General features: G+C 44.2%; 16 protein-coding genes. 4 read left to right on the top strand and 12 right to left on the bottom strand.

Going from position 1 to position 19,653, the window contains the following annotated elements; all coding sequences use genetic code 11:
- The first annotated feature begins 216 nt into the window (after positions 1 to 216).
- From BMX14_RS14635 to BMX14_RS14620, 4 genes are all read left to right on the top strand, one after another.
- Complete coding sequence (locus BMX14_RS14635) at positions 217 to 927, top strand: fimbrial protein (protein ID WP_230527517.1); 711 nt, start codon at positions 217 to 219, stop codon at positions 925 to 927.
- 190 nt (positions 928 to 1,117) lie between these two features.
- On the top strand, positions 1,118 to 1,630 hold the full coding sequence (locus BMX14_RS14630; RefSeq protein ID WP_092678033.1) for a CS1 type fimbrial major subunit: 513 nt from the start codon (positions 1,118 to 1,120) through the stop codon (positions 1,628 to 1,630).
- Between the two features lie 62 nt (positions 1,631 to 1,692).
- Positions 1,693 to 4,407, top strand: coding sequence for a TcfC E-set like domain-containing protein (locus tag BMX14_RS14625; RefSeq protein WP_092678031.1), 2,715 nt, complete (start codon positions 1,693 to 1,695; stop codon positions 4,405 to 4,407).
- A gap of 227 nt (positions 4,408 to 4,634) precedes the next feature.
- Positions 4,635 to 5,750: a CfaE/CblD family pilus tip adhesin gene (locus BMX14_RS14620; RefSeq protein WP_092678029.1), complete on the top strand. Its 1,116-nt coding sequence runs from the start codon at positions 4,635 to 4,637 to the stop codon at positions 5,748 to 5,750.
- 238 nt (positions 5,751 to 5,988) lie between these two features.
- Here the strand turns inward: BMX14_RS14620 and BMX14_RS17195 are convergent, their stop codons facing one another.
- The 12 genes from BMX14_RS17195 to tssF form a co-directional block, all read right to left on the bottom strand.
- Positions 5,989 to 6,078 (bottom strand): hypothetical protein, encoded by a 90-nt coding sequence (locus BMX14_RS17195; RefSeq protein WP_408011881.1) that lies wholly within the window; start codon positions 6,076 to 6,078, stop codon positions 5,989 to 5,991.
- A gap of 263 nt (positions 6,079 to 6,341) precedes the next feature.
- A complete protein-coding gene (locus tag BMX14_RS14615) occupies positions 6,342 to 7,259 on the bottom strand; it encodes a LysR family transcriptional regulator (protein ID WP_092678027.1) in 918 nt (305 codons plus the stop codon).
- Between the two features lie 423 nt (positions 7,260 to 7,682).
- Positions 7,683 to 8,786, bottom strand: coding sequence for an MFS transporter (locus BMX14_RS14605; protein ID WP_092678023.1), 1,104 nt, complete (start codon positions 8,784 to 8,786; stop codon positions 7,683 to 7,685).
- A gap of 491 nt (positions 8,787 to 9,277) precedes the next feature.
- Entirely contained in the window at positions 9,278 to 9,844 is a 567-nt protein-coding gene (locus BMX14_RS14600; protein ID WP_092678021.1) for a helix-turn-helix transcriptional regulator, read from the bottom strand.
- Between the two features lie 171 nt (positions 9,845 to 10,015).
- On the bottom strand, positions 10,016 to 10,489 hold the full coding sequence (locus BMX14_RS14595; protein ID WP_092678019.1) for a DcrB-related protein: 474 nt from the start codon (positions 10,487 to 10,489) through the stop codon (positions 10,016 to 10,018).
- Positions 10,486 to 12,135, bottom strand: a complete 1,650-nt coding sequence (locus BMX14_RS14590) for an OmpA family protein (RefSeq protein ID WP_092678017.1) — start codon at positions 12,133 to 12,135, stop codon at positions 10,486 to 10,488. The genes BMX14_RS14595 and BMX14_RS14590 overlap by 4 nt, the downstream gene beginning before the upstream one ends.
- Before the next feature lie 9 nt (positions 12,136 to 12,144).
- The gene (locus BMX14_RS14585; RefSeq protein ID WP_092678015.1) at positions 12,145 to 12,741 is read right to left on the bottom strand and encodes a hypothetical protein; all 597 of its coding nucleotides are present in this window, start codon (positions 12,739 to 12,741) and stop codon (positions 12,145 to 12,147) included.
- Positions 12,738 to 14,066 (bottom strand): GlcNAc-transferase family protein, encoded by a 1,329-nt coding sequence (locus BMX14_RS14580; protein WP_092678013.1) that lies wholly within the window; start codon positions 14,064 to 14,066, stop codon positions 12,738 to 12,740. The genes BMX14_RS14585 and BMX14_RS14580 overlap by 4 nt, the downstream gene beginning before the upstream one ends.
- 26 nt (positions 14,067 to 14,092) lie before the next feature.
- Complete coding sequence (locus BMX14_RS14575) at positions 14,093 to 15,118, bottom strand: fimbrial protein (protein ID WP_092678011.1); 1,026 nt, start codon at positions 15,116 to 15,118, stop codon at positions 14,093 to 14,095.
- Positions 15,118 to 16,200, bottom strand: a complete 1,083-nt coding sequence (locus BMX14_RS14570) for a type VI secretion system protein TssA (protein ID WP_092678009.1) — start codon at positions 16,198 to 16,200, stop codon at positions 15,118 to 15,120. Before BMX14_RS14570 ends, BMX14_RS14575 begins: the two co-directional genes overlap by 1 nt.
- Before the next feature lie 32 nt (positions 16,201 to 16,232).
- Positions 16,233 to 17,294 carry a type VI secretion system baseplate subunit TssG gene (gene tssG / locus BMX14_RS14565; RefSeq protein ID WP_092678007.1) on the bottom strand — a complete coding sequence of 354 codons (1,062 nt, stop codon included), beginning with the start codon at positions 17,292 to 17,294 and terminating at the stop codon, positions 16,233 to 16,235.
- Complete coding sequence (gene tssF, locus BMX14_RS14560; protein WP_092678005.1) at positions 17,258 to 19,138, bottom strand: type VI secretion system baseplate subunit TssF; 1,881 nt, start codon at positions 19,136 to 19,138, stop codon at positions 17,258 to 17,260. The genes tssG and tssF overlap by 37 nt, the downstream gene beginning before the upstream one ends.
- Positions 19,139 to 19,653 lie beyond the last annotated feature (515 nt).

The following is a 19,653-nucleotide window of genomic DNA, read 5'->3' as shown; positions in this document are numbered from 1 at the left end:
GATGATTGATGATTGATGATTGATGATTGATGAGCAGTTTATGAGTCAAAAAATCGGGTAGCATTGTCAGAAAGTTACGATATTATTTATTAATGAATTGCTCTGTACCGACTTAGATCACTACTTCTGTAGTATTATATCAAGGATGTCATAATTCATTATGATTTAATCCTATTATTTTATAAAAAAGGTTTCAATATGAAATTAAGTAGCCTAATGTCAACGATTGCTTTTACCTGCGTTTTTTTTGCACAAGTAAATTCCGCTTCATGTGCAATGTATATCTATCCTATGGAGGTAGCGGTAGGTATGAAAGGTGCTTCACAGATAAAAGTAATATCTCAAGACAACGATGTTCAGTTTGTTAAAGTCAATTTGAAAAAAATTGATCAGCCTGGGACAGCACAGGAGCATGAGCAAAACATCGACAATACAAGTGTCTCTGGGCTTGTCATCACACCCGAGAAAATTGCGCTATCCGCCTCAAGTCAGAGGGTTGTAAGACTTGTTTCTATTATCCCTCCGAAAAAAGAAACAACATGGAGAGCATACTTCGAAAGTGTCAATGACGCTAATTTTATCCCCTTACCTGGAAGTGACATAAATTCATCGAAAACAGCGAGTGTTGGCGTCAATGTTGTGTGGGGGGCGCTCATTCACGTTGCTCCAGAAAAGGTCATTACAAGTCTAAAAATTGTCGATGACGCTGGAAAAGTATCTAATGATGGTACGATTAGAATTTCTGTTAATGAATTAGGCGTTTGTGATAAATCAGGCCAGTGCCAGTGGAAAAAGTTATCATCAACTGTATATCCAGATACAGTCGTAAACCTGCATGGTATCTCTTTCGATAAGAATAAAGAGTATCATGTTAAATATAACAATTGGATAACAGGAAAGAACGAAGAGCTAACCTTATCTAAATAAATCATAGAGTAAACCATTCATCCTCCATGCAATAGACGATATCTTTTATTAAAGAGTTATCTTCTTATTGTATGGAGAGAATAAATTCAACCTGGTTAAAAACCATGGAAATTAAACCTAACAATCATCATTTAAAAATGGTGAGGTTTCTAAACGCCCAAAAAAGGGCATAACATAAATGGAATGTAACATGAAAAATCAAATTAAAGCTATTTCTATTGTCAGTCTTTTTGCAGCAGTATTTAGTGTGAGTGCTGCACAGCAGGATATTACTGTTACTGCTCAAATAGACCCTACTGTTGACATTACACTTGATGATGGTTCACCTCTGCCGACAACTGCAACAATGCAGTATCTGCCGGGAAAAGGATTGGGTGACTATTCCAGGCAAGTAAAACTTTGGTCGAATAACGTAGACAGAGATCTTCTTGTTAGCTTGGTCAATTCACCATCACTGACAGATGAAACTGGAACTAATGATATTGCATTAAAAGTAACACTCAATGGCAGTGAACTTTCCACTTCATCGAAAACAATGACTTACGCAACTACATTTCCTAATGGTATCGAACATGGCTCTACAGTAATGCCTCTGGTCATTTCACAGGCTACTCCTGGTCTGATTACCAAAGCAGGAAGATATACCGGTATTGTGAGTATCGTGGTTGCTCAGGCCGCTGCAGCTCAAAATTCTGGTAACTAACGTTAATCTCTATGAATGGCAGGGTTATCCCTGCCATTAGCGAGTGCTGTGTTGAGGCAATGATGAAGATACGATTCCTACTATTCTCTGTATTAACAAGTATTTTTTCTTTCTCTACATCAACATGTGCATCGTTTCGTGTTCCTAAGGGATTTGAAGAACTCGCTCAGGGGCAAACGATTCTTACCGATGTCTCTATTTATGGCGAATCTTTGGGGATTTTCAAAATCTCAGTGGATCTTGAAAATGTCCAGTTTATTGAACCCAATAAAATCATCGATGCTATAGTAAAGAAGTATCCAGACAGTCATAATCTTAGGGTTTTGTTATCTAAGTATTTTAACGGGACTTTCCATCGGAATAGTCAATTATCCTGCAGTAGCAATGGTAGTCAGCCAGGCTGTGATTTTATCGATACGAAAAATGTCGATATTATTTATGATGAAAATAATGGTAAGGTTAATATTTTTATTTCAGATAAGTATATCCCTTCACCTAAACAGAACGATACTTATTATTCAGTAAATGCCGAGAGTCACAATGCATTTATTCATCAGCAGAATATAAACTTTGTTGCGGATAAAAATTATCAATCAGCGTCACTTCAGGGTAATGGGACTTTGGGAGTTACTAGAGATAGCTATTTAAATGTTGATTGGAATTTACAAGGGCAACGTTCAAAAAATCAGAGTAAAAATGACCTATCTCTTAATAATGCTTATTTCAGGCAGGATTTTTTCAAAAAATTCTATCTACAAGCTGGCATCATGGACTCAAAAGATATTTTTAGTAATATTGGTGGTAATATTAATCTCAGCCAGCTGCCATTGGGTAAAATACGCGGGTTTAGAGCGGGGTCCACGCTTGCTTGGGTCAATGTTAATAAAACTAATACAGGTACCCCTGTAAATATATTTCTTTCTCGTGAAGCAAGAGTCGATGCTTATAGAGGCGATCAGTTACTCTCTTCATTCTATTTAAAAGCTGGTGCTCAAGTACTGGATACTCGGTCATTTCCACAGGGAAGCTACACTATAAATCTGAAGGTTTATGAAAATAACCAATTGGTTAGAACGGAGACCGTCCCTTATACTGGGTTAGGGGAACTGACCTCAAGGACATTACAGTGGTTCATTCAGGGGGGAACTCCAGATAATGAAGGCTTTTCTGGCAAGCAAGCCGGCCAACATCAGGATAATAAAGTTTTTCAGGCAGGAATAAGGTTACCTGTGACTAATAACCTAGCACTCACTTCAGGCTCAGCATTTTTCAATTCCGCGAATTACTGGGAAAGTGCAATGGATTGGTCACACGGATTTGATACTGGATGGATTGATGGTTTGTTAACGTCGAGAGTGAGTTACTTGCACGGGAGTGAAGGGTCTAGAGGTAATATTCAGCAGCTCAATTACAACGATGGATTTTCGCTCAGTTTTTATCGTAGCGAGATGAAAGCGACTGACTGTAATAATCAGGGAGTTAACCGATACAGCATAAACGGTTGCTACAAGAGTACAAACGTAATGTTATCTGTACCGGTAGACAGCTGGTACGCCACACTGGGCTTTTCCAAAAGTATGAATAAAGGACGTTATATCTCGCGTCAGGATATGGTCGATTACGACCCAAACCATTCTCTAGGTGTACCATGGGAGACCGTTTATCAGGCTCATACAAAGAGTAGTTCATGGCAGTTAGGGGTTACTCGGACAGCACACTTTAGTGATGTAAATATCACAACCAGTGTTAATGCTTTTTTACGTAATGATAGTTCCTTTAATGCTCAGGATAAGGGTATGTTTCTTACACTCTCATTCTCTACTAACACTCATGATATCGAGGGTAAAGGGAGGACATTCTCTGGTAGTTCGAATTTACAAACGAGTAAAAGAGCAGGTAATCAGCTTAGCTATACTATTGCAGCGAGTCAGTATAGCGATAATACAGGTGAAAATGAGAAGGGTATTGCGATAAATGGCATGAATACGGATACACTTACCTCTTCAGTATATGGGCGTGCTGGTGGGCAGTACGGCACAGGGTCATTGACCGTCAGTGATACTCTCGATAAAAAAGATGGGGGGAATATTATCAATGCTAGTGGAAGTTATAGTTCTTCTGTTATCCTCGATAGGGAGGGTCTGACATTTGGTCGAAGGGGAGATGGTACGGCATCTTCAGCGATAACGGTCAATGTTGAACAGGGAGATACATCGGATACTTCGAAGGTTAATGTCTCGGTGGATACCGCTGGACAAAGTGAGATTAAAGGAAATAGTAGGGCACTATTTACAGTCCCTGGCTACCGAGAAAGTCAATTCGATATTAATGAATCAATTTCATCTAACGAAGGGATTAGTAGCGAAATAAAAACGGGTACAGGGACAAAAAGAGTATTTATGACACCAGGGAAGGTCTATAATCGCGATGTGAATGTTGAATCACGCTATACTTGGATGGCTCGTCTTCTTGATGATGCAGGAAACCCCATTGATGAGGTGATCCCATTGAATGTAATGTCATGGACTCCGCTAGGGAATAGTATGGTTACCCTTGAGACAACAAAAAAAGTCAATACACTTTATGTCATGAAAAATAACACTTACTGGCAATGTGGGATGAAAGTGAGCATGATAAGAGATGTTATTCGCTATGTTGGCGAAACGACGTGCCAGAGTATAAATTTTGCGAGCCTGCCTTCTAAAGAAAAAGAGCAGGCCGATATGATGACAGCAAAGTTGAACAATCAAGCAAGATTGACAGTTATGGCTCATTAGCGTTTTTCCCCTCATGCAGTAATCTAAGAGTGTATGAGGGGCAGGTGATGACACCAATACTGTTTGCTAAGTCTCCTCCCGGCATTTCACGAGGGACAGTAATGCTAAACAGCTAGTTGATATTTCCTCGAAGAGCTAATGATTAAATTGATAATGCCGTCAATAAATCATGATTTATAACATCAGGAATATCTTTTGAATGAAAATGGTATGAGGTTAAAATTTTTATGAAAGAAACTATGAAATTATACTCGGTTTTTTTTGATAGAGGCAGGCTAATTAAAATATCATTCTCATTTTTAATTTTTTCTTTTTCATATAATGTAAAGGCTTTTGATTATCAATCAACTATCACTTACGATCTATCTGCTGTTCCTACAAATTGGACATCCAATGCGTTACTTGCAAATTTTAATGTTGATCAATATAGATTGATAGGTTGTGGTTCTACAACTGATACAGTAAATGGAGCGTGCCCTGTAGAGGGCGCGCGTGGTTCACAACTTCCCGACACATCTCCTATGCCTACTTGGGGTGATATTAGGCTATCGCTTCAAGAGGAAAATACTCTTAAGAGTATAGTTGTTAATATTAAAGCGATTCGCACTAGTTTTAATTGTGGTAGGAGATACCCATGGGATCTTACAGCATGTAAACTCCTTCAATACAATCCCTATATTACTCTTGGGATGGAAAATAGTACACTGAAAAATATCCCAGCAGGGACTTGGACAGGACATCTTATTTTATATCAGCGTCCCTGGAAGTATCCCTCCTACTTTGCTGATACGATTGGAATGATATTTACGGTGAAGGTAAATGACGAACATAAACAAATTATTTATTTTCCAGCTTTCCCAACTTCGGATCCACATGTTGATCTTAATTTAAATTACCGACCAGGTAGTGGAAGAAATGGGGGGGTGACTGGTTCTTCTAGCCTTGATATGTGTCTTTATGATGGAGGAGCTTCCGCTAAAACTGTGCAATTATTATTTAAGGATGACAGTGTAAGTGGTCTTGGAAAAGATTCGGATTTATTCTCTATATACAGGGATGGAGCAAATAAGAACCAAGGTGGAAATAGAATCGATTATCAGTTGCAAGTTGTTAACCCAATGACAGGTGGTCATGATACTGTATCAAATAGTAAAATTATCACTTGGCAAAATGCGAACGCAAGGGGTATACAAAGAAAGGTGGTACTACCCGGTATACCAGGGGTATCACTTTGTCTTCCTGCTCCTTTAAATTTTATTACGCCAGCATTTAATTATTCTGAAAAAAGCTCTGGGCATTATACTGGTGTATTGAGAGTGTTCTATTCAATTGCTACAAACTAAGTACCTAGAGTAAATGATTGCTTTCTTCCTGCAGTCAGGTAGTAATCAAACTTTCTTTAATCTGGGGGGATTCCAATGTATCCTGATTCACCTCTCAAACTATATGGCTATGACCGACTTACGATAGGGATGTAGCCATAGCCCAACCATCCTGGACGAGGTGTCGTGCCCACCCAGCGCCATTGCGCATCAAGTTAGGCACTAATGATGACTTCAGTGCCTAACTTGAGTTTATTCGTTACTGAGTGTGGATTGAGTTTTTTAAGTATCGAAGAATAGTGAGTGGTCCAACGCTCATGATCAGTGTGATACATCCAACACCGTTGATGGCCAGATCAATGTGTGGTGATGCTCACCGGGATGAGGCGCAGCAAAAGTGGAGACCTGAAGTGTCTTACTGCAATGCTGAATGTAACTGGCGCAGAAACATCAACACTCTTGATCGACACCGCCCAATCCGTTTCAGCAGCCGATGGCTATAATGTAACCGTCCCTGTTACACGCTAGCTTCCTAAAGAGATCGTTTTCTGAGCCAGACAAGGATGTCCGGCCTTTTAACTATTCAACAACATCCTTTCTAGCTTCTCACCATTATCTCTCTATCCATTTTTTTTCTATATAATCACGAAATGCCACGAACAGCGGCGAGTAAATTTTTCTAGGCCGCCACGCTAAATATACGGGAACAAGATCTAAAGTCCAGTCGGGCATTAGTGTGATCAGTTTTGCTTGCTGTGCATAGGCAGATTTCATCCATCCCGGTGTACCAAGCGTGATACCCTTACCTTCAATGCACAAGTTAATTAACGATAAATGATTATTTGAAGACAGTGACATATTATTTAAATCAGAGATTTCATAGCTTTCATCTTCTTTAGTGAATTTCAATGTGGAGCCGAATCCATTGTGGCGTAAATTAAATACATTGTGCTGTAAAAGATCATGAGGATGATGAGGACAACCATTGTTATCGATATATTCTTGGGTAGCAATGAGTACAACTTTCAGTCCAGGTAACTCTCGATAAACGATATTTTCATTTTCGGGCTTGCCACTCCTTAAAATTAAATTATCAAGATCTGGCACATCTTGACTGAGTTCTGAACTTTCTCTGGCATCTAGTTGAATTTGAGTGCCAGGCCATATTTCCATAAATTCTTGGGCCCAGTGATTGGCTAAAAATTCAGCAAGAATAACAGGGGCGCTTAATTTTAAAACTCCCCTTATCTGTTTTTGGGGATTACGTAACTCTTCGAGCAAATCTGCAAACAACCCAGTAATCTCTAACGCTTTATTGTAAGCCAATCTTCCGGCAATCGTCAGCTCGATACCGTGGGTGTCGCGGATCAATAAACTCGTACAAGTGTATTCCTCAAGCTTAGAGATGATTTTACTAACAGCTCCAGTCGTCATATTTAATTCTTTGGCTGCGACAGAGAGACTTCCCGCCTCAACAGTTCGAATAAAAACTTGCCAATCACGCATACCTCTATTTTTAGGACTATCCATTAGTGTTTTATCTTGTTAAGAGCAGGTACAGTAAGAATAGTAAATTTATCTAATATTTCATAATCGTCTCTCGCTATAGCTCTCATTGACTATAAGGTGCTACAGAGAGGAACGATGTTTTCCTCGTGGTTGCCTTATAGTTGAAGAGTTAGTGTTAAGAACTGGTTGCAAGCTTTTTATCTAAGCTTGATTAACATCGACTAGGTCGATCGGGACAATAGAGAAAGTCTCCCGTTGCGGGGCTATCAAGTCGTGATGACTGAAGATCTCAACCTTGACAGATAAATTTATACCGCGCAAAGCTTTCAATACCAGCGTCTCGTTGAGCCCTGACCTGCCGGTGTTCCCTTCTTGGCTCACTTAATACCTCATCAGCTAATGGGCTTAATGTTATGCGCCAAGCCCAGCTGCTATCCTATTCTGTTATTTCTCTCTAGACGAGCCGGTTTGATCCAAGTTCAGCCTAAAAGAGATTGCCCCGACAAATAGCATCAGCAACATAATGAGAGAGAATGAAATGGATAACGAACTAAAGTGAGCAACATAACCGATAATAGCTGGTCCACTTAACACGCCAACATAGCCCAATGTGGTCATTGCAGGGACTGCTACCGCTTGTGGCATCACTTTTTGTTCACTGACAACGGAGAACATCACAGGCACAATATTGGCACATCCCGCACCGATTAAGGCATAACCAATCAGTGAGAGATACCAAAGCGGAATAAAAGTTACCATTGCCAATCCCAGTGCAGCGATCATCGCGCCTACTACCACGACCTTTAATCGACCGCAATATTTCACGACTTTATCACCCGTCAATCTGGCAAGTGTCATTGCCACCGCAAAACAGGTATAGCCCAATCCACCCAAGGTTTCTGGCATCGCTCTAACTTGCGTAAGATACACCGCACTCCAGTCCAATACGGTCCCTTCGGTCAAAAATACCGAAAAACAGACGACACCGAGCAACAAGACAATCCCGCGAGGCATAGCAAAGGCCGGGCCTTCTTTCGGGTTGGCGTAGGCCAATAAGCCAGGATAGCTTAAGGCGGCAAGGATCACGACACAAAGAATGATGACAACGGTCGCAAGAGTAACATTGATCCCTAGCGCTAAAAGAAACGTCATTAATCCAGCCCCTGCAATACCGCCGACGCTGTAAAGCCCATGAAAACCGGACATTAAGGAAATAGAAGACTCTTTTTCAACCAAAATTGCTTGAATATTCATCGCACAGTCTGTAATACCAACGCCAATACCAAATAGGAGCTGCGCCAATCCCAGTAAGATGGGGTCAGTGATCACCGCCAGCATTGGAATAACCAAAATAATTAAAGCCATCGCTGCGATAATCACTTTCCGACAACCAAATTGGCTGGTAAGCGCGCCAGTCGTTGGCATGGTAATTAATGCCCCAATGCCTAAACATAATAATAGCGAGCCTAGGGTCGCATCATTGATACCAGTATTCGCTCGAGCATAGGGAACGAGAACCGCCCAAGTGGCTGTAACGAATCCTGAGATAAAAAAGGCTAAACGAGTCGCGAGTTGCTAGCTTGTTTTTCCTGAACCATATTACTCCCTCTATACGCGATAATAATGCACTGAGCATAGTGATAATTGAGTTGAGTGTAAAAATTGATAATTCACCTAGGTTGCAAAATAAACTGGGGAATTATTATCAGTATGGAGGTTTACGCTCGGTTATGCTGCGCTTCCTAAGCCATAATTAGATATTTCCCGAAAAAAATAGGCTAAAAGGGCTGGGGAGGATGTATTCAGCTTGCACAATGAATGCATGCTATTCCTGAAGAGGGGTCGTTGTCCCCGAAAATATCAATCGTTATCTGAGGTATGACCAGCCAAAAAAGTTACGGCCCGCAGGATGAGAAGGGGAAGGTGCAGGGGCAAAAATCACCATTGCACCAGGCAATGAACAGAATACTCACAAGAATATCGTTCTCGGCGGAAAAAATACAGGGGCGCCGTCCCTATGGAAATTTAGTATAACCTTATTAGAGTAAGATGATATTTGAATATTTTGTATCATAGTTTTTTAGCACCTGAATAATTTTATTTAGCTTCTGCCTGTTCGCGGTACGTGTTTTTCTTAAAATATTCCTGCGATGCGTATAAATAGTGCTATTTTTACAGTTCATTATTTTGGCAATCGTGGAGATGCTATTACCTTTGGCCAGAAGTTTAATTATTTTCATCTCATGGAATGTTAGTTGTTCAACCCCTGATGGTAGAATTTCTTTTATTTTATTAAGATGGGTGTTCTCCCTTCTGCTCCGCTGTGAAATATCAACAATAGATGAAAGTAAAGTCTTTATTTCAGATAATAAAAGGTCTTTTGTACTAAAGATAATAAATATAAGAAAGGGATGGCGCTCGAATTTATTTTCCACGGGGTTAATTATCGCCAGATCCTCATAGAATAGTATACTCTTTTTCTGATCTCTATTGGCGTCTACTTGGCCGCCTAGACAATTACCTCGCTCGTCCTTCACGTCATTGATGAGGTAGCAGATTCCCAAATTATAAAATTGATTTTCTGAACAGACTGAAATTGATGGCATAGGTATCTCCTTATATCAATCCCATTGGCACTAACATTGCAGGCGGTAAGGCCTGCGATGTTTATGCTCTATTCGCTAAGCGATAACGGATTGATATCGATATGTTTAGGTTATTGAATGTGTTTTACTCTGCATGGAGAATTGAATTAATCGTCAATATCACTTCTAGGATTAACCAATCTTTGGCGTAAAGCTGTTAATAACCTGCACATAATGTTTTCGCTGATATTCTGTAAATTCACCTTCAGATATCAGGGTGAATATTATCATCTCCCGGTTAAGTGGATTGTGTACGGTATCTTCTGGTAAACGCATTATCGATTGAATCTGTTTTTTTATTTTACCTTCATGAAGGTGGCGGTTAGCCACCTGTACAATCGGTATTTTGGCTGGGCCGATTTCATGTTTAAGCAACTTCCCTTCGATGTTGAAACCGGGAAGTTTATTACGTAGCTTTTCCATTTCTTCTTCACACCATGCTTCAACCTCTTTCCCCTCTGGCAGCAACACGCGGTTGATTACGATTTGGTACTCTTTATTCCCATCGTCGCGAAACATTAGCAGGTTGACACTTCTGTCCAGTACTGGACGGGGGGTTAAGAAGCTTCCTTCGTAGAGGTGGTAATCATAGGGGCTGTTACTCATAGGGTAGTGAACTCCTTCGTTATTTCTGCAGAGGGCAGGATGATGACGTCTACCCGACGGTTCTCCTGGCGTCCCTGCGCATTGTCGTTGGGGGCAATAGGCTCTTCTGCGCCTGCAGTTTGGGTAATCAATAGGGAGGGATCGATGCCGTGCTGCGTTAGCCATTGCGCCACGGCCTTGGCGCGCCGGGCAGCAATGACGTCATTGATTCGTTTGCTACCGATGTTGTCTGCGTGGCCAGTGATCACGACCTTTCGCTGTGGATGAGTCCGAATTAGCTCTGCTATCGCCTCCAGCTGGGGGATAGCCTGAGGTAATAACGTTGAACTACCGGAGTTAAATAAGGGATCCCGCCACTGCTGCGTGCTATAAGAAGGCAATGTGGTCAGGATGGCCGTACGCTGGTTTATGGCAGCAAGAAAGCCGGCGCAGGATGACAGCCCCCAGGTGCGCATCTCGGGGATCTCCGTACAGGGCAACCAGTCGGTATATAGTGCCTGCAGCTGCATGATCCGTCCTTGTAATTTAACGGCAGAAAGATCGTCTAACGGATTCAGAACTCGCTGTATGTTAAGGCGAAATTGTTGCTGTTGCTGATGAATTGAAACAGTGGTAATGAGAAGCGATGCCGCCAGTATTATCGTCACCAGTAGCTGGCTCCACCGCAGAACATGGGCTTTTTCTCGGACAGCAGCTCGCTCAGGCTTATGGCCAGGCTGTGGTTTAAGTTTGATCACCGGAAGTGAAGGTTCTGCGGTGCGAGAGCTCACAGCAGGTAACAGTGCATAGCGCTTTGCTAGCCATGATGACCATGCACCATGGCGATGAAACCCCCCACTGCAATCACACAGCATGAGTTGATTGAGTCTCAGTGAGGCAGGAGAAAATACGCGGGCCAAACACTGGGTGATCCCGCTCTCAGTCAACCATACCAACAGCTGTTTGCTTATGACGGCCCGTTGAACATCTTGTGGGGTAGAGATAGGAGTGCTATCGATGCGCGCACTGAGCTGACATATGGCTTCTTCAGGGCTAAATGCCAGCTGGGTATCAATAGCAATATCACTCAGCCATCTTTCCGTGACCTGTTGGCTCTCGCCGCTTACACTACTCAGCCGCGCATAGACAGCAAGTACCGCAGGTAAAGAATAATGCGCGAGCACGCTGTTGAGCTGTTGTTCCCATTGCGAAATTTTTGTCTTTATTTGTGCTGCGCTATCTTCTACGTCAGGAAGTAGAGGAAAAAACACTATGGCACGAGCCTTGGGTGAAACTTGGCGGATCCTCTCAAGGCGCAGCTCGAGAGTTTTGGCGTCGTTTACCAGTAGCCATACTAGCTGGTGATTGAAACGACTGTCGTCCCCGTTGCCGTACTGTCGAAACCACTTTGCAGCATAGGGACCAATAATCAGCATTACCGGTTTTTCTACTGCGACAAACCTTGGTAACAGCGGTCGATTGACAGTATTATGGGGTATTGCCAGTATGCTATAGCCATGCAGGATAACCAGGACGATGGCCAATGACACCATCACTGGCATTAACAGCCACTCCTTTTGCAGGGCTGGCAGCAGTGTCAGTCCAAAGCAGAGCAGGAAAGCTGAAGTGATTATAAATAGGGAAAAGCGAAGCCATATCCTGCGCATGTAAAGTCCTCAATAGAGATAGAAATAACAGCCCAGCCAGACCGCTATCAGGCAGGTAATGATCGGGATAAACGCTTTAGCTGACCAAAGGACATCGTGCCAGAGCAAAGCGCTTGTAGGGCTTGATGCTGCAATGTTGTCCTGTGAAACAGTGGTAGATGCTGATAACTCATCTATGCCGATAACAGGATGTTGGACGGCAACCCGTAGCGTATCCGGATAGGGAAGTGAGGACAGTGAAAATAGCCGACGTACGGCTATGGTCAGTTCCCCTCGGGTCTGATGAACCAGCAGTTCAGCATGTTGCTCGGTAAAAAAGGGGTCATCACCCGAGCCATAAAATAGATTCTCAAGCTCATAACCCTGCCAGCTCAACCCCTGCTGCTGCAGATTACGCTGAGTATTGAGATCGAGGGCATGACAACTTAAACGACACAGGGCATCGACAATATCGTCAGAGTATCCCTTTTGCCTTAAGTCACTGCATAGGATTTCTATGCGATATTTCAGCTGATACTGATACTCCATCAATGAGGGAATAATAGTCGGTAGCGAAACCAGAGCGCAGGTGGCAATGATTTCGTCGAAAACTGTTAAATATTTCACCAGCTCTTCTCCAGCACATCATCCCATTCGTTCCGGTCGGTAAAGGCGCAGATACGTACTGTGTTGGCAAGGGAACTATTACGGGTATCGAAGCGCAGCGTAAGCTGGCTGGATTGCTGATCTGTATGGGTGATTAGTCGGCAAAACGCCTCTGGAGAATAGCGGCGCAACATCACCGGGCGCTTATCCTGGCTATAGACACCAATGTGCCACCAGACAATGTCGCTACGCGAAATATTGATTTCATCTCGGCTTAACGAGAGGGTTTTATCATGGAAAAAGCGTAAACTCTGTAACCATTCCTGCTGGTCGTCGGGAAGTTTAGTGAACCAGCTTACTTTCTCCGTTCCCCAGATATCCGGATGAACACGCTGTCCGATAAGGTCAATACCAATCCTGTACTGAAACTCCTGCAGCGAACGTTGACGGCCCAAGCCCCACGGTTGGGCGAAGGTCTCTGTGTCATCAGCGTTTAGCAGGCGCCGAACGTGCAACGTCGAAGCCTGATTGCGTTGCCACCATACGGTATCAATCAGCCCCTTTTCTTTCGCTTCGTTTGAGTGATCGTCCCACACTTTCGGCACATTTTTGCGTTGATAGTAATGCCAGAGGGTAATCCGATGCGGGGTCCAGACGTCGTAACCATGCGTCCAAGCACGCATTGCGCGGTTGAACTCTTCCCCGATAAAGAAAATAGCAGGATCGTTAGGTACGTGGGTGACGAAGTGACCGTCGGCAAAAATGAAGCCACCGGCAATATAGGCGCTCCTAATGGGGGTTTCGGACGTGAATTGTGTAGAGTGCTGAGCGACAATACCTTCTTTACTGAAGCCGTTGAATACCAGACGTGATAGATAATCTTGGCGATCTTCGTTTTTGCCTGGCGTATAGGCAGGAGGATAGCCGGAAAGCACCGGTTTTGCACTCTGCTCACGCAAGCTTTCAAGCATAGCGATCATCTCACTATCCCAACCAGTAATAAATCGGCAGTGCGAGTCAATCTGTAGTAAATAGCTTTCCTGTTGATAGCATTTATCTACCTGATAGCGTGCCCAGCAAGCCCCCTCGCTTTTTAGATAGTCAACAGCAATAACCTCGAGCTGAACGCCACCGTAGCTGAATTGATAAAGCCGTTCTGATTGAGTTATCAGTACCAGACCTGCATCAAGAAATGGCTGAATATCACCGTCATCCTGCCAGCAGATAACAATGCGTAAATTTTCCGGCTTATTCGCGGAGCGAATCAGGCTATGTAAGGTGGGGCACAGCTCCGGATCGCGGTAGCTGGCAATATTCACAAAAATGGTGCTGTCTGAAGTTTTCATCTGTTTAATCACTGCTTCTACAATGGTTAATTTATCTGAAAAGTAATTTCAGCCTGGGCGGTAAAATTACCCACTGCGGGTAAAAGTGAAGTCGGTGAGGCGCGCAATAGCGTGGCACTCCAGTTAAACTGTGCAGAATTATTGTTGTAAATGTTGTTCTTGGATTCAGATGAACTCCCATCAACGTTCATCGTTTTATCTTGACTGTCTGTAATACCGATCTTGAGTCTGTCCGTATTTCCAGCGGAATCGGTTACCGTAATATACTTGTTATCCTGTGTCCGCTTACTGGCGTTTATACTTGCGATTGCATTGAAAGTACCGAAATCTGTCTGGCACTGAAGCGCGAAATCGAGATTACGTTTAATTCCATTGTTGAGCGAGGTCTCTGTAACGCTGCCGAACGGCACATCTTTCACTGATGAATCGATTTTACACACTGGGGTACTTACAATACTTATCGCACCGATGTTTACTGTAATAGGTCTGTTACTGCCCGGGGTGTCGCTGTTTATCCACTGGTGGATAAAATCGCTGGTAGCAGGAATAATGATATCGCCCAGTGGATTATGCAGGTTGAGTTGAGCGCCTATCTTGTAAAGTTCTACTGAAAACTCTGTGATATTAGGGAACACAACATAAGTGCCAGACGTCGGAATAGTGCCGGGTGATGAAGGAAAAACGCCTTCTCGACCTTGTAAGATGACTGACGGTTTGATTGAAACACCGGTATCGCCAACGGCAAAAGTATTATTAGCGAGAGGAATAAGGCCTGAAGTATTGAGTATTTTACCGTAAGTATATACCGTTTGATTTCTACAGTCATAATAAACGTCATTATGCCCTGATCCATTAATACTTATTTTTCCGATGGACGCACCGGCAGGCGTATCTGCATCGACACGAATAGTTTGAGCTGGTAGGGTCAAAAAGTACGGATGGCCAGGTGTAGAGGACGATTGGAAATTATCTATTATAAAAGGACAGTCAGCCAGGCAGGGCTGCAGTGCTATAAAATTGCATAGGATAAACAGTTTAGAAATCAGTCGCATTATGCTATGTCCTGTAAAGATTTTAAATTAGCGATAAGCTCCGCGGGTAAGATATCCAACAGCTCAAGAAAACTTTTTCCGACGGTATATTCGGTAAGGGTCAACAGTAAAATGGCGGGTGAGCTGGGTTCTGTCTCGGTGAACCAGCTACGCAGCTGATCCAGTCGACGTAAAGCGTCCCCCCGATCGTGGATAGCTGCCGCGGACAATGCCGTCGCAGCTGGACTCACTACAGCTAAAGGTCGGTCGTCTGCCTGGGGGAGTGGATCTGGCAGTAGCGCCGTGTTCAGTGGCTCGGGTAAGTGCATCGGGCCGCCCGTCTCGGGCAGGACAGGCTGACTGTGTTTTAAAGGAACGATGCCAGTATCGCTGGAAAAAAGGGCTAGCAGAGAGGTTAGTGCAGAGAAGTCAGGTGCATCATTGCCCAAGCTGTGATCAAGAATTGCCTTTAAGGCCCTTAAATTCTCAGCGGCGAGTTGCAGCGAAATGATGGCAGGATCGTTATGCCACATTTGTAAAATCGCTTTTACCGTCATTTCGCTCTGCGTATGTTCATCAGCCGGACCAATAAGCGCGCGTTCAACGTCCCTTACAGTTAGCTGCAAACCACTCACTTTTGGTAGAGATTTGAGGCGTAAATCGGCTAAATAACCTTCAGGTGATGCCAACTCAGCAAAAGCATTAGCTCTAAGGATCGGGACGTACTCTTCCTCATCCATCGGTAATGGATGAAACTCTTGCGGCCATTGCGTAACTAGGTGAAGGAGAGCGTTAAGCCCCTCATTGACGGCGCCCAAACCGATACTGTGCAACCGACAGCGCATTAGCACAATAACTAGGCGTGCATCCTTACTTTTTAACAGCAACGTGCGTGCTTCACGTTCAACATCGGCCCAGTTGACCGGATCGATAGCCTCAACAAAATCTCCATATTCGGCGCCAAGTCGTGGCTGAAGCCGTCCCTGTAGCATTAAAAATGCCGGATCATATTCCAGACTTTCCCCACAGGGGGAAGGACCGGTAATGGGCTGAAGGAGTGGCTGATACCAGTCAGGGCAGGGGTAAGTTAAGGTCGGCAACATGTCGCTCCTGTCTCAGAAATAGAAAGTGATGGTCAGGCCCAGTTAGCCTGTGCTTCTGGATCAAAACTCATTCCTGCCAGCGCAGTGGATGTATCACTGCGTGTCAGCCAGCTGGTGTAGCCCAGTTGATGCGTCTCACCGAGTGATGCATAGGGCACTTCTTCGGCAGACAATACTAGGCTGACTTCCCAGGCATATTCGAAGCCCACAAAATTCCTTACCCATTCACGGAGTACCGGTAGATCGTCGCCGCTTGGGCTAAAGCACAAATACTGTTCCAGACTGAGAGGCCCGAAGATCAGCTGAAATTTATGCTGCCTGTCGACAATCATACTGCCTAAAATCGCACCGTCACCCAGACTGGATGAGCCATTCATAATGCCGAGCTGAGTACAGTCTGCTTTTTCAAGGGTTATCCACTGACTGGCGAATTCCTGTATCTGAACGGGTACATCAAAGTAATAGTGAAGTGCGCCAATCAGGCCTTCAGGATTGCGTGACTCACGAACCAGATGGGCAGCTGAGGAGAGTCGTGGATGCAGTGGTAGGGTGCTGTCAAGCAATTCATGGGGATCTAGTCCAGCTAAGCTCCCAACATAAAAAGAAAAACGTTCATCTTCAGGGCGATCAAGAGAGGCGGTATCCTGGGAGACGAACCATGCACGCCAGAATTGCGCTAAGGCGCGGTGATGGAACATGTCGACAAAGGCGTTCAGCGTATTATCATGCGACTCTGCTCGGGTATAGGCTAACTCGGTCAGATGCAGTGGCATGGCTCCCTGAGGGCCCCATACGCCAAGGCCAAAAAGTTCTATACCGGTCTGGCCTTGTGTCTGGCTCAGAGAGGCTATTTCACGCGGCGCAAAGTTCATATGCGCCTTCTGGCTGAGGCGAAAGTTTTCTTGCGTGGGCAGGTGAGCGCTTCCTGGCACTGGCATCCCCGGAGAACGGGCGGCGAGCTTGCGAAGCAGCGGAATAAAGCCACTACCGGTACTGAGATCATCGACCGCGCTGTGAGTCTGGTCATGTTGACCTAGAGAGTGGTTGTCGCGCACGATCACAGGATACCTCGCTGGCCCGGACGTGCCTGCCATTGCCCAACCACCCCACGCTGCATTGAGCGCAGTTCTGTCTCGGTAAAGACATTTATCGCGGCGTGACGAGCCAGATAGTTTTCCATTATCATGCCAAAAAGATAGGGGCTGATACCGGAAAAACTCTCCTCATCGATGGTCAGCTCGCAGCGCACCCCTCGCCCGTAGATCAGCAGTCCTTTCCCCGGTAGGCGGCGAATCACTGGGGTACTTTGACAGCCTACCAGCGCGTCTATTTGCTTAATGGATTCGTTATCAGAATCGCTGACAAACAGGCGCAGGATATTGCGCAGTGAAGCGCCACCTTCGTGATGAGGCATATCCGATAGAGGGAGGTAGTTAAAGCTGAGCTGGCGAATGAGTCGCCAAGCTGATTCGCCTTGAGCGAACGGTGAGCGGGGGGCGCTGGGTTGAAAAACAAATCGGGCTCCCTCAACCGGCGCGGAATCTGGCATGCTTAACGAGAAATTACCGTCCGCTAAGATCAGACGCGGTAAATCGCGGTTGGTAATGAGTGCCTCAATTGACAGGTAGCGAATAGTGTCCTGCCAGGGAGCCTCTTTCTGGTCCACCAGTGAAACAAAGACCTCCGTACCAGAATAGGGCGTACGGGTTGCGTACTTACGAGCATTACTGTTGGTTTGGCGCGGCTTACGTAGCGTGGAAAAGTAGCGCCCAAAGTTACCTGGGGTACTATGACGGGTTTGATAGAGCGGATTGAAAACTACCTCGCTGCTATTTTCTGCCTGCTGACCAAAGACTTTATGAATGGAATGGACTTCAAAATCAAGTGGACGGCTGCGGTCCGGCGTTGCGTGAAACTCATTTGAACGTTGATTAATTTCAAGCTTGTCTAGGCGTCTGGGAAACAGGTTGATGACCGGTGTACAGTGCAGTAAGAATCGGGATGCAGAAATGTGTTCGGTCAAGTGCGATGCCTGGCGGTTTAACAGGATAATGATTTCTGCTTCAGAGGAATGATTATTTTTCAGTCCGTCAGTGAGCTGAGTCAGGGAGAAAAAATAAAATCGTTTACGACAGGAGAAGTACTCTTGGACCAGATTATGGCCATGGAACATATTCCAGTCGACGGGCAGAAGATTATGCCCGGTTGATAGGCCTTCAAAGGCCAGCGGGCTGTGGCTGACGATACTATCAGACACATCACTTCCCCGGCCACTACGGACAATCATCGCCACCTGTCCCGCATGAAGCAACTCAAAAATATGTGAAACGATCCGCTCATCACCATCAATATAAAGTGGCAGACGCTCAAGCCCATTGAGTTGGGAAAAGGTAATATCATCAGGCAATGAGAGCTTGATTCGCAGCGCACTTTTTAGCGGTGCCAACGGAATATTGTAACGCTCTAGATGAGGCATGTCCGGTGGCAATGAGGTTAAACGCGCATCCGTAATTTTTAGTGGCCATAGCTTAACCTCTTGTCCGCTACGAAACTCACAGCGTGTGACTTCTCCGGCCGCGATCGGTGTATAAAAAGCGCTGTCACGCGGGACTGAATAGCCTCGCGTGAGATCCCCTTCCTTCAGATTAGGTTGTATCTGAATCACGCCCATTGAAGGAACTGGTGCGGTGTAATTAGGATAAATAATATCAAGCAATCGCTGCGTAAAACGGGGAAATTCTGAATCGAGCTTTAATTGAGTCCGCGCAGACATAAAACAGAACGCTTCAATTAGACGTTCTACAAAAGGGTCGGCGACGTCGATACCATGCATACCGAGGCGGCCAGCAATTTTCGGGTGCTTTTCGGCAAATTCACTCGCCATCTCACGCATGAATGTCAATTCTGTATTATAACTGTCTAAGAATTTTTGATCCATGTAGACCCCGAATATAAAAAAGGTGTGATGTAGAAAACGTAAATAATCAGCAGGAGGATGGCAGCATTGCTGAAACACGCAAAAAGCGAGCTTACATTTGCATCTTATTTTAGTTTACCCACGATAGTGAATAGTATAGTACGAGATTTTTAATATTTAAATAGCCCTTGAATTAATTCGTTATTTAATTTTGTTTTTAGTTTGAAAACTCTTTAAATATTATAGGCTTTCGATTTTGGTAAAATTGATAAAATGTTTCGCTATGGGAAATAAAGTATATTGGCTTCTGTAAGGTGAGTTTGTATTGGAGGAAATCTGCAGGTGATTTTGGCTCAATGTAGTGAAGGAGAGAGGTTAAGTATGATGTGGAAAGGCCGAGTTATCTGTAGGGAAATAACGGCGAGACAAAGTAAATTGGCGCAAAGTTATTGTAATTAAACAGTTATTAGGTCTGTTTTACTCGAGGTCACGTTACTTAACTTTAGAGGGTTGAAGTGTTAAGAACCATGTTATTT

The organism is Rosenbergiella nectarea (assembly GCF_900111105.1).
In the GTDB taxonomy this organism is placed as follows: Bacteria; Pseudomonadota; Gammaproteobacteria; order Enterobacterales; family Enterobacteriaceae; genus Rosenbergiella; species Rosenbergiella nectarea.
Note: the sequence above shows the minus strand (reverse complement) of the source record. Positions and strands in the feature narration are given on the sequence as shown.

Coding starts and splice junctions, on each gene's coding strand:
- BMX14_RS14635 (WP_230527517.1), top strand. CDS start 217: ATGTCAACGATTGCTTTTACCTGCGTTTTTTTTGCACAAGTAAATTCC.
- BMX14_RS14630 (WP_092678033.1), top strand. CDS start 1,118: ATGAAAAATCAAATTAAAGCTATTTCTATTGTCAGTCTTTTTGCAGCA.
- BMX14_RS14625 (WP_092678031.1), top strand. CDS start 1,693: ATGAAGATACGATTCCTACTATTCTCTGTATTAACAAGTATTTTTTCT.
- BMX14_RS14620 (WP_092678029.1), top strand. CDS start 4,635: ATGAAAGAAACTATGAAATTATACTCGGTTTTTTTTGATAGAGGCAGG.
- BMX14_RS14615 (WP_092678027.1), bottom strand. CDS start 7,259: ATGGATAGTCCTAAAAATAGAGGTATGCGTGATTGGCAAGTTTTTATT.
- BMX14_RS14600 (WP_092678021.1), bottom strand. CDS start 9,844: ATGCCATCAATTTCAGTCTGTTCAGAAAATCAATTTTATAATTTGGGA.
- BMX14_RS14595 (WP_092678019.1), bottom strand. CDS start 10,489: ATGAGTAACAGCCCCTATGATTACCACCTCTACGAAGGAAGCTTCTTA.
- BMX14_RS14590 (WP_092678017.1), bottom strand. CDS start 12,135: ATGCGCAGGATATGGCTTCGCTTTTCCCTATTTATAATCACTTCAGCT.
- BMX14_RS14580 (WP_092678013.1), bottom strand. CDS start 14,066: ATGAAAACTTCAGACAGCACCATTTTTGTGAATATTGCCAGCTACCGC.
- BMX14_RS14575 (WP_092678011.1), bottom strand. CDS start 15,118: ATGCGACTGATTTCTAAACTGTTTATCCTATGCAATTTTATAGCACTG.
- BMX14_RS14570 (WP_092678009.1), bottom strand. CDS start 16,200: ATGTTGCCGACCTTAACTTACCCCTGCCCTGACTGGTATCAGCCACTC.
- tssG (WP_092678007.1), bottom strand. CDS start 17,294: ATGGCAGGCACGTCCGGGCCAGCGAGGTATCCTGTGATCGTGCGCGAC.
- tssF (WP_092678005.1), bottom strand. CDS start 19,138: ATGGATCAAAAATTCTTAGACAGTTATAATACAGAATTGACATTCATG.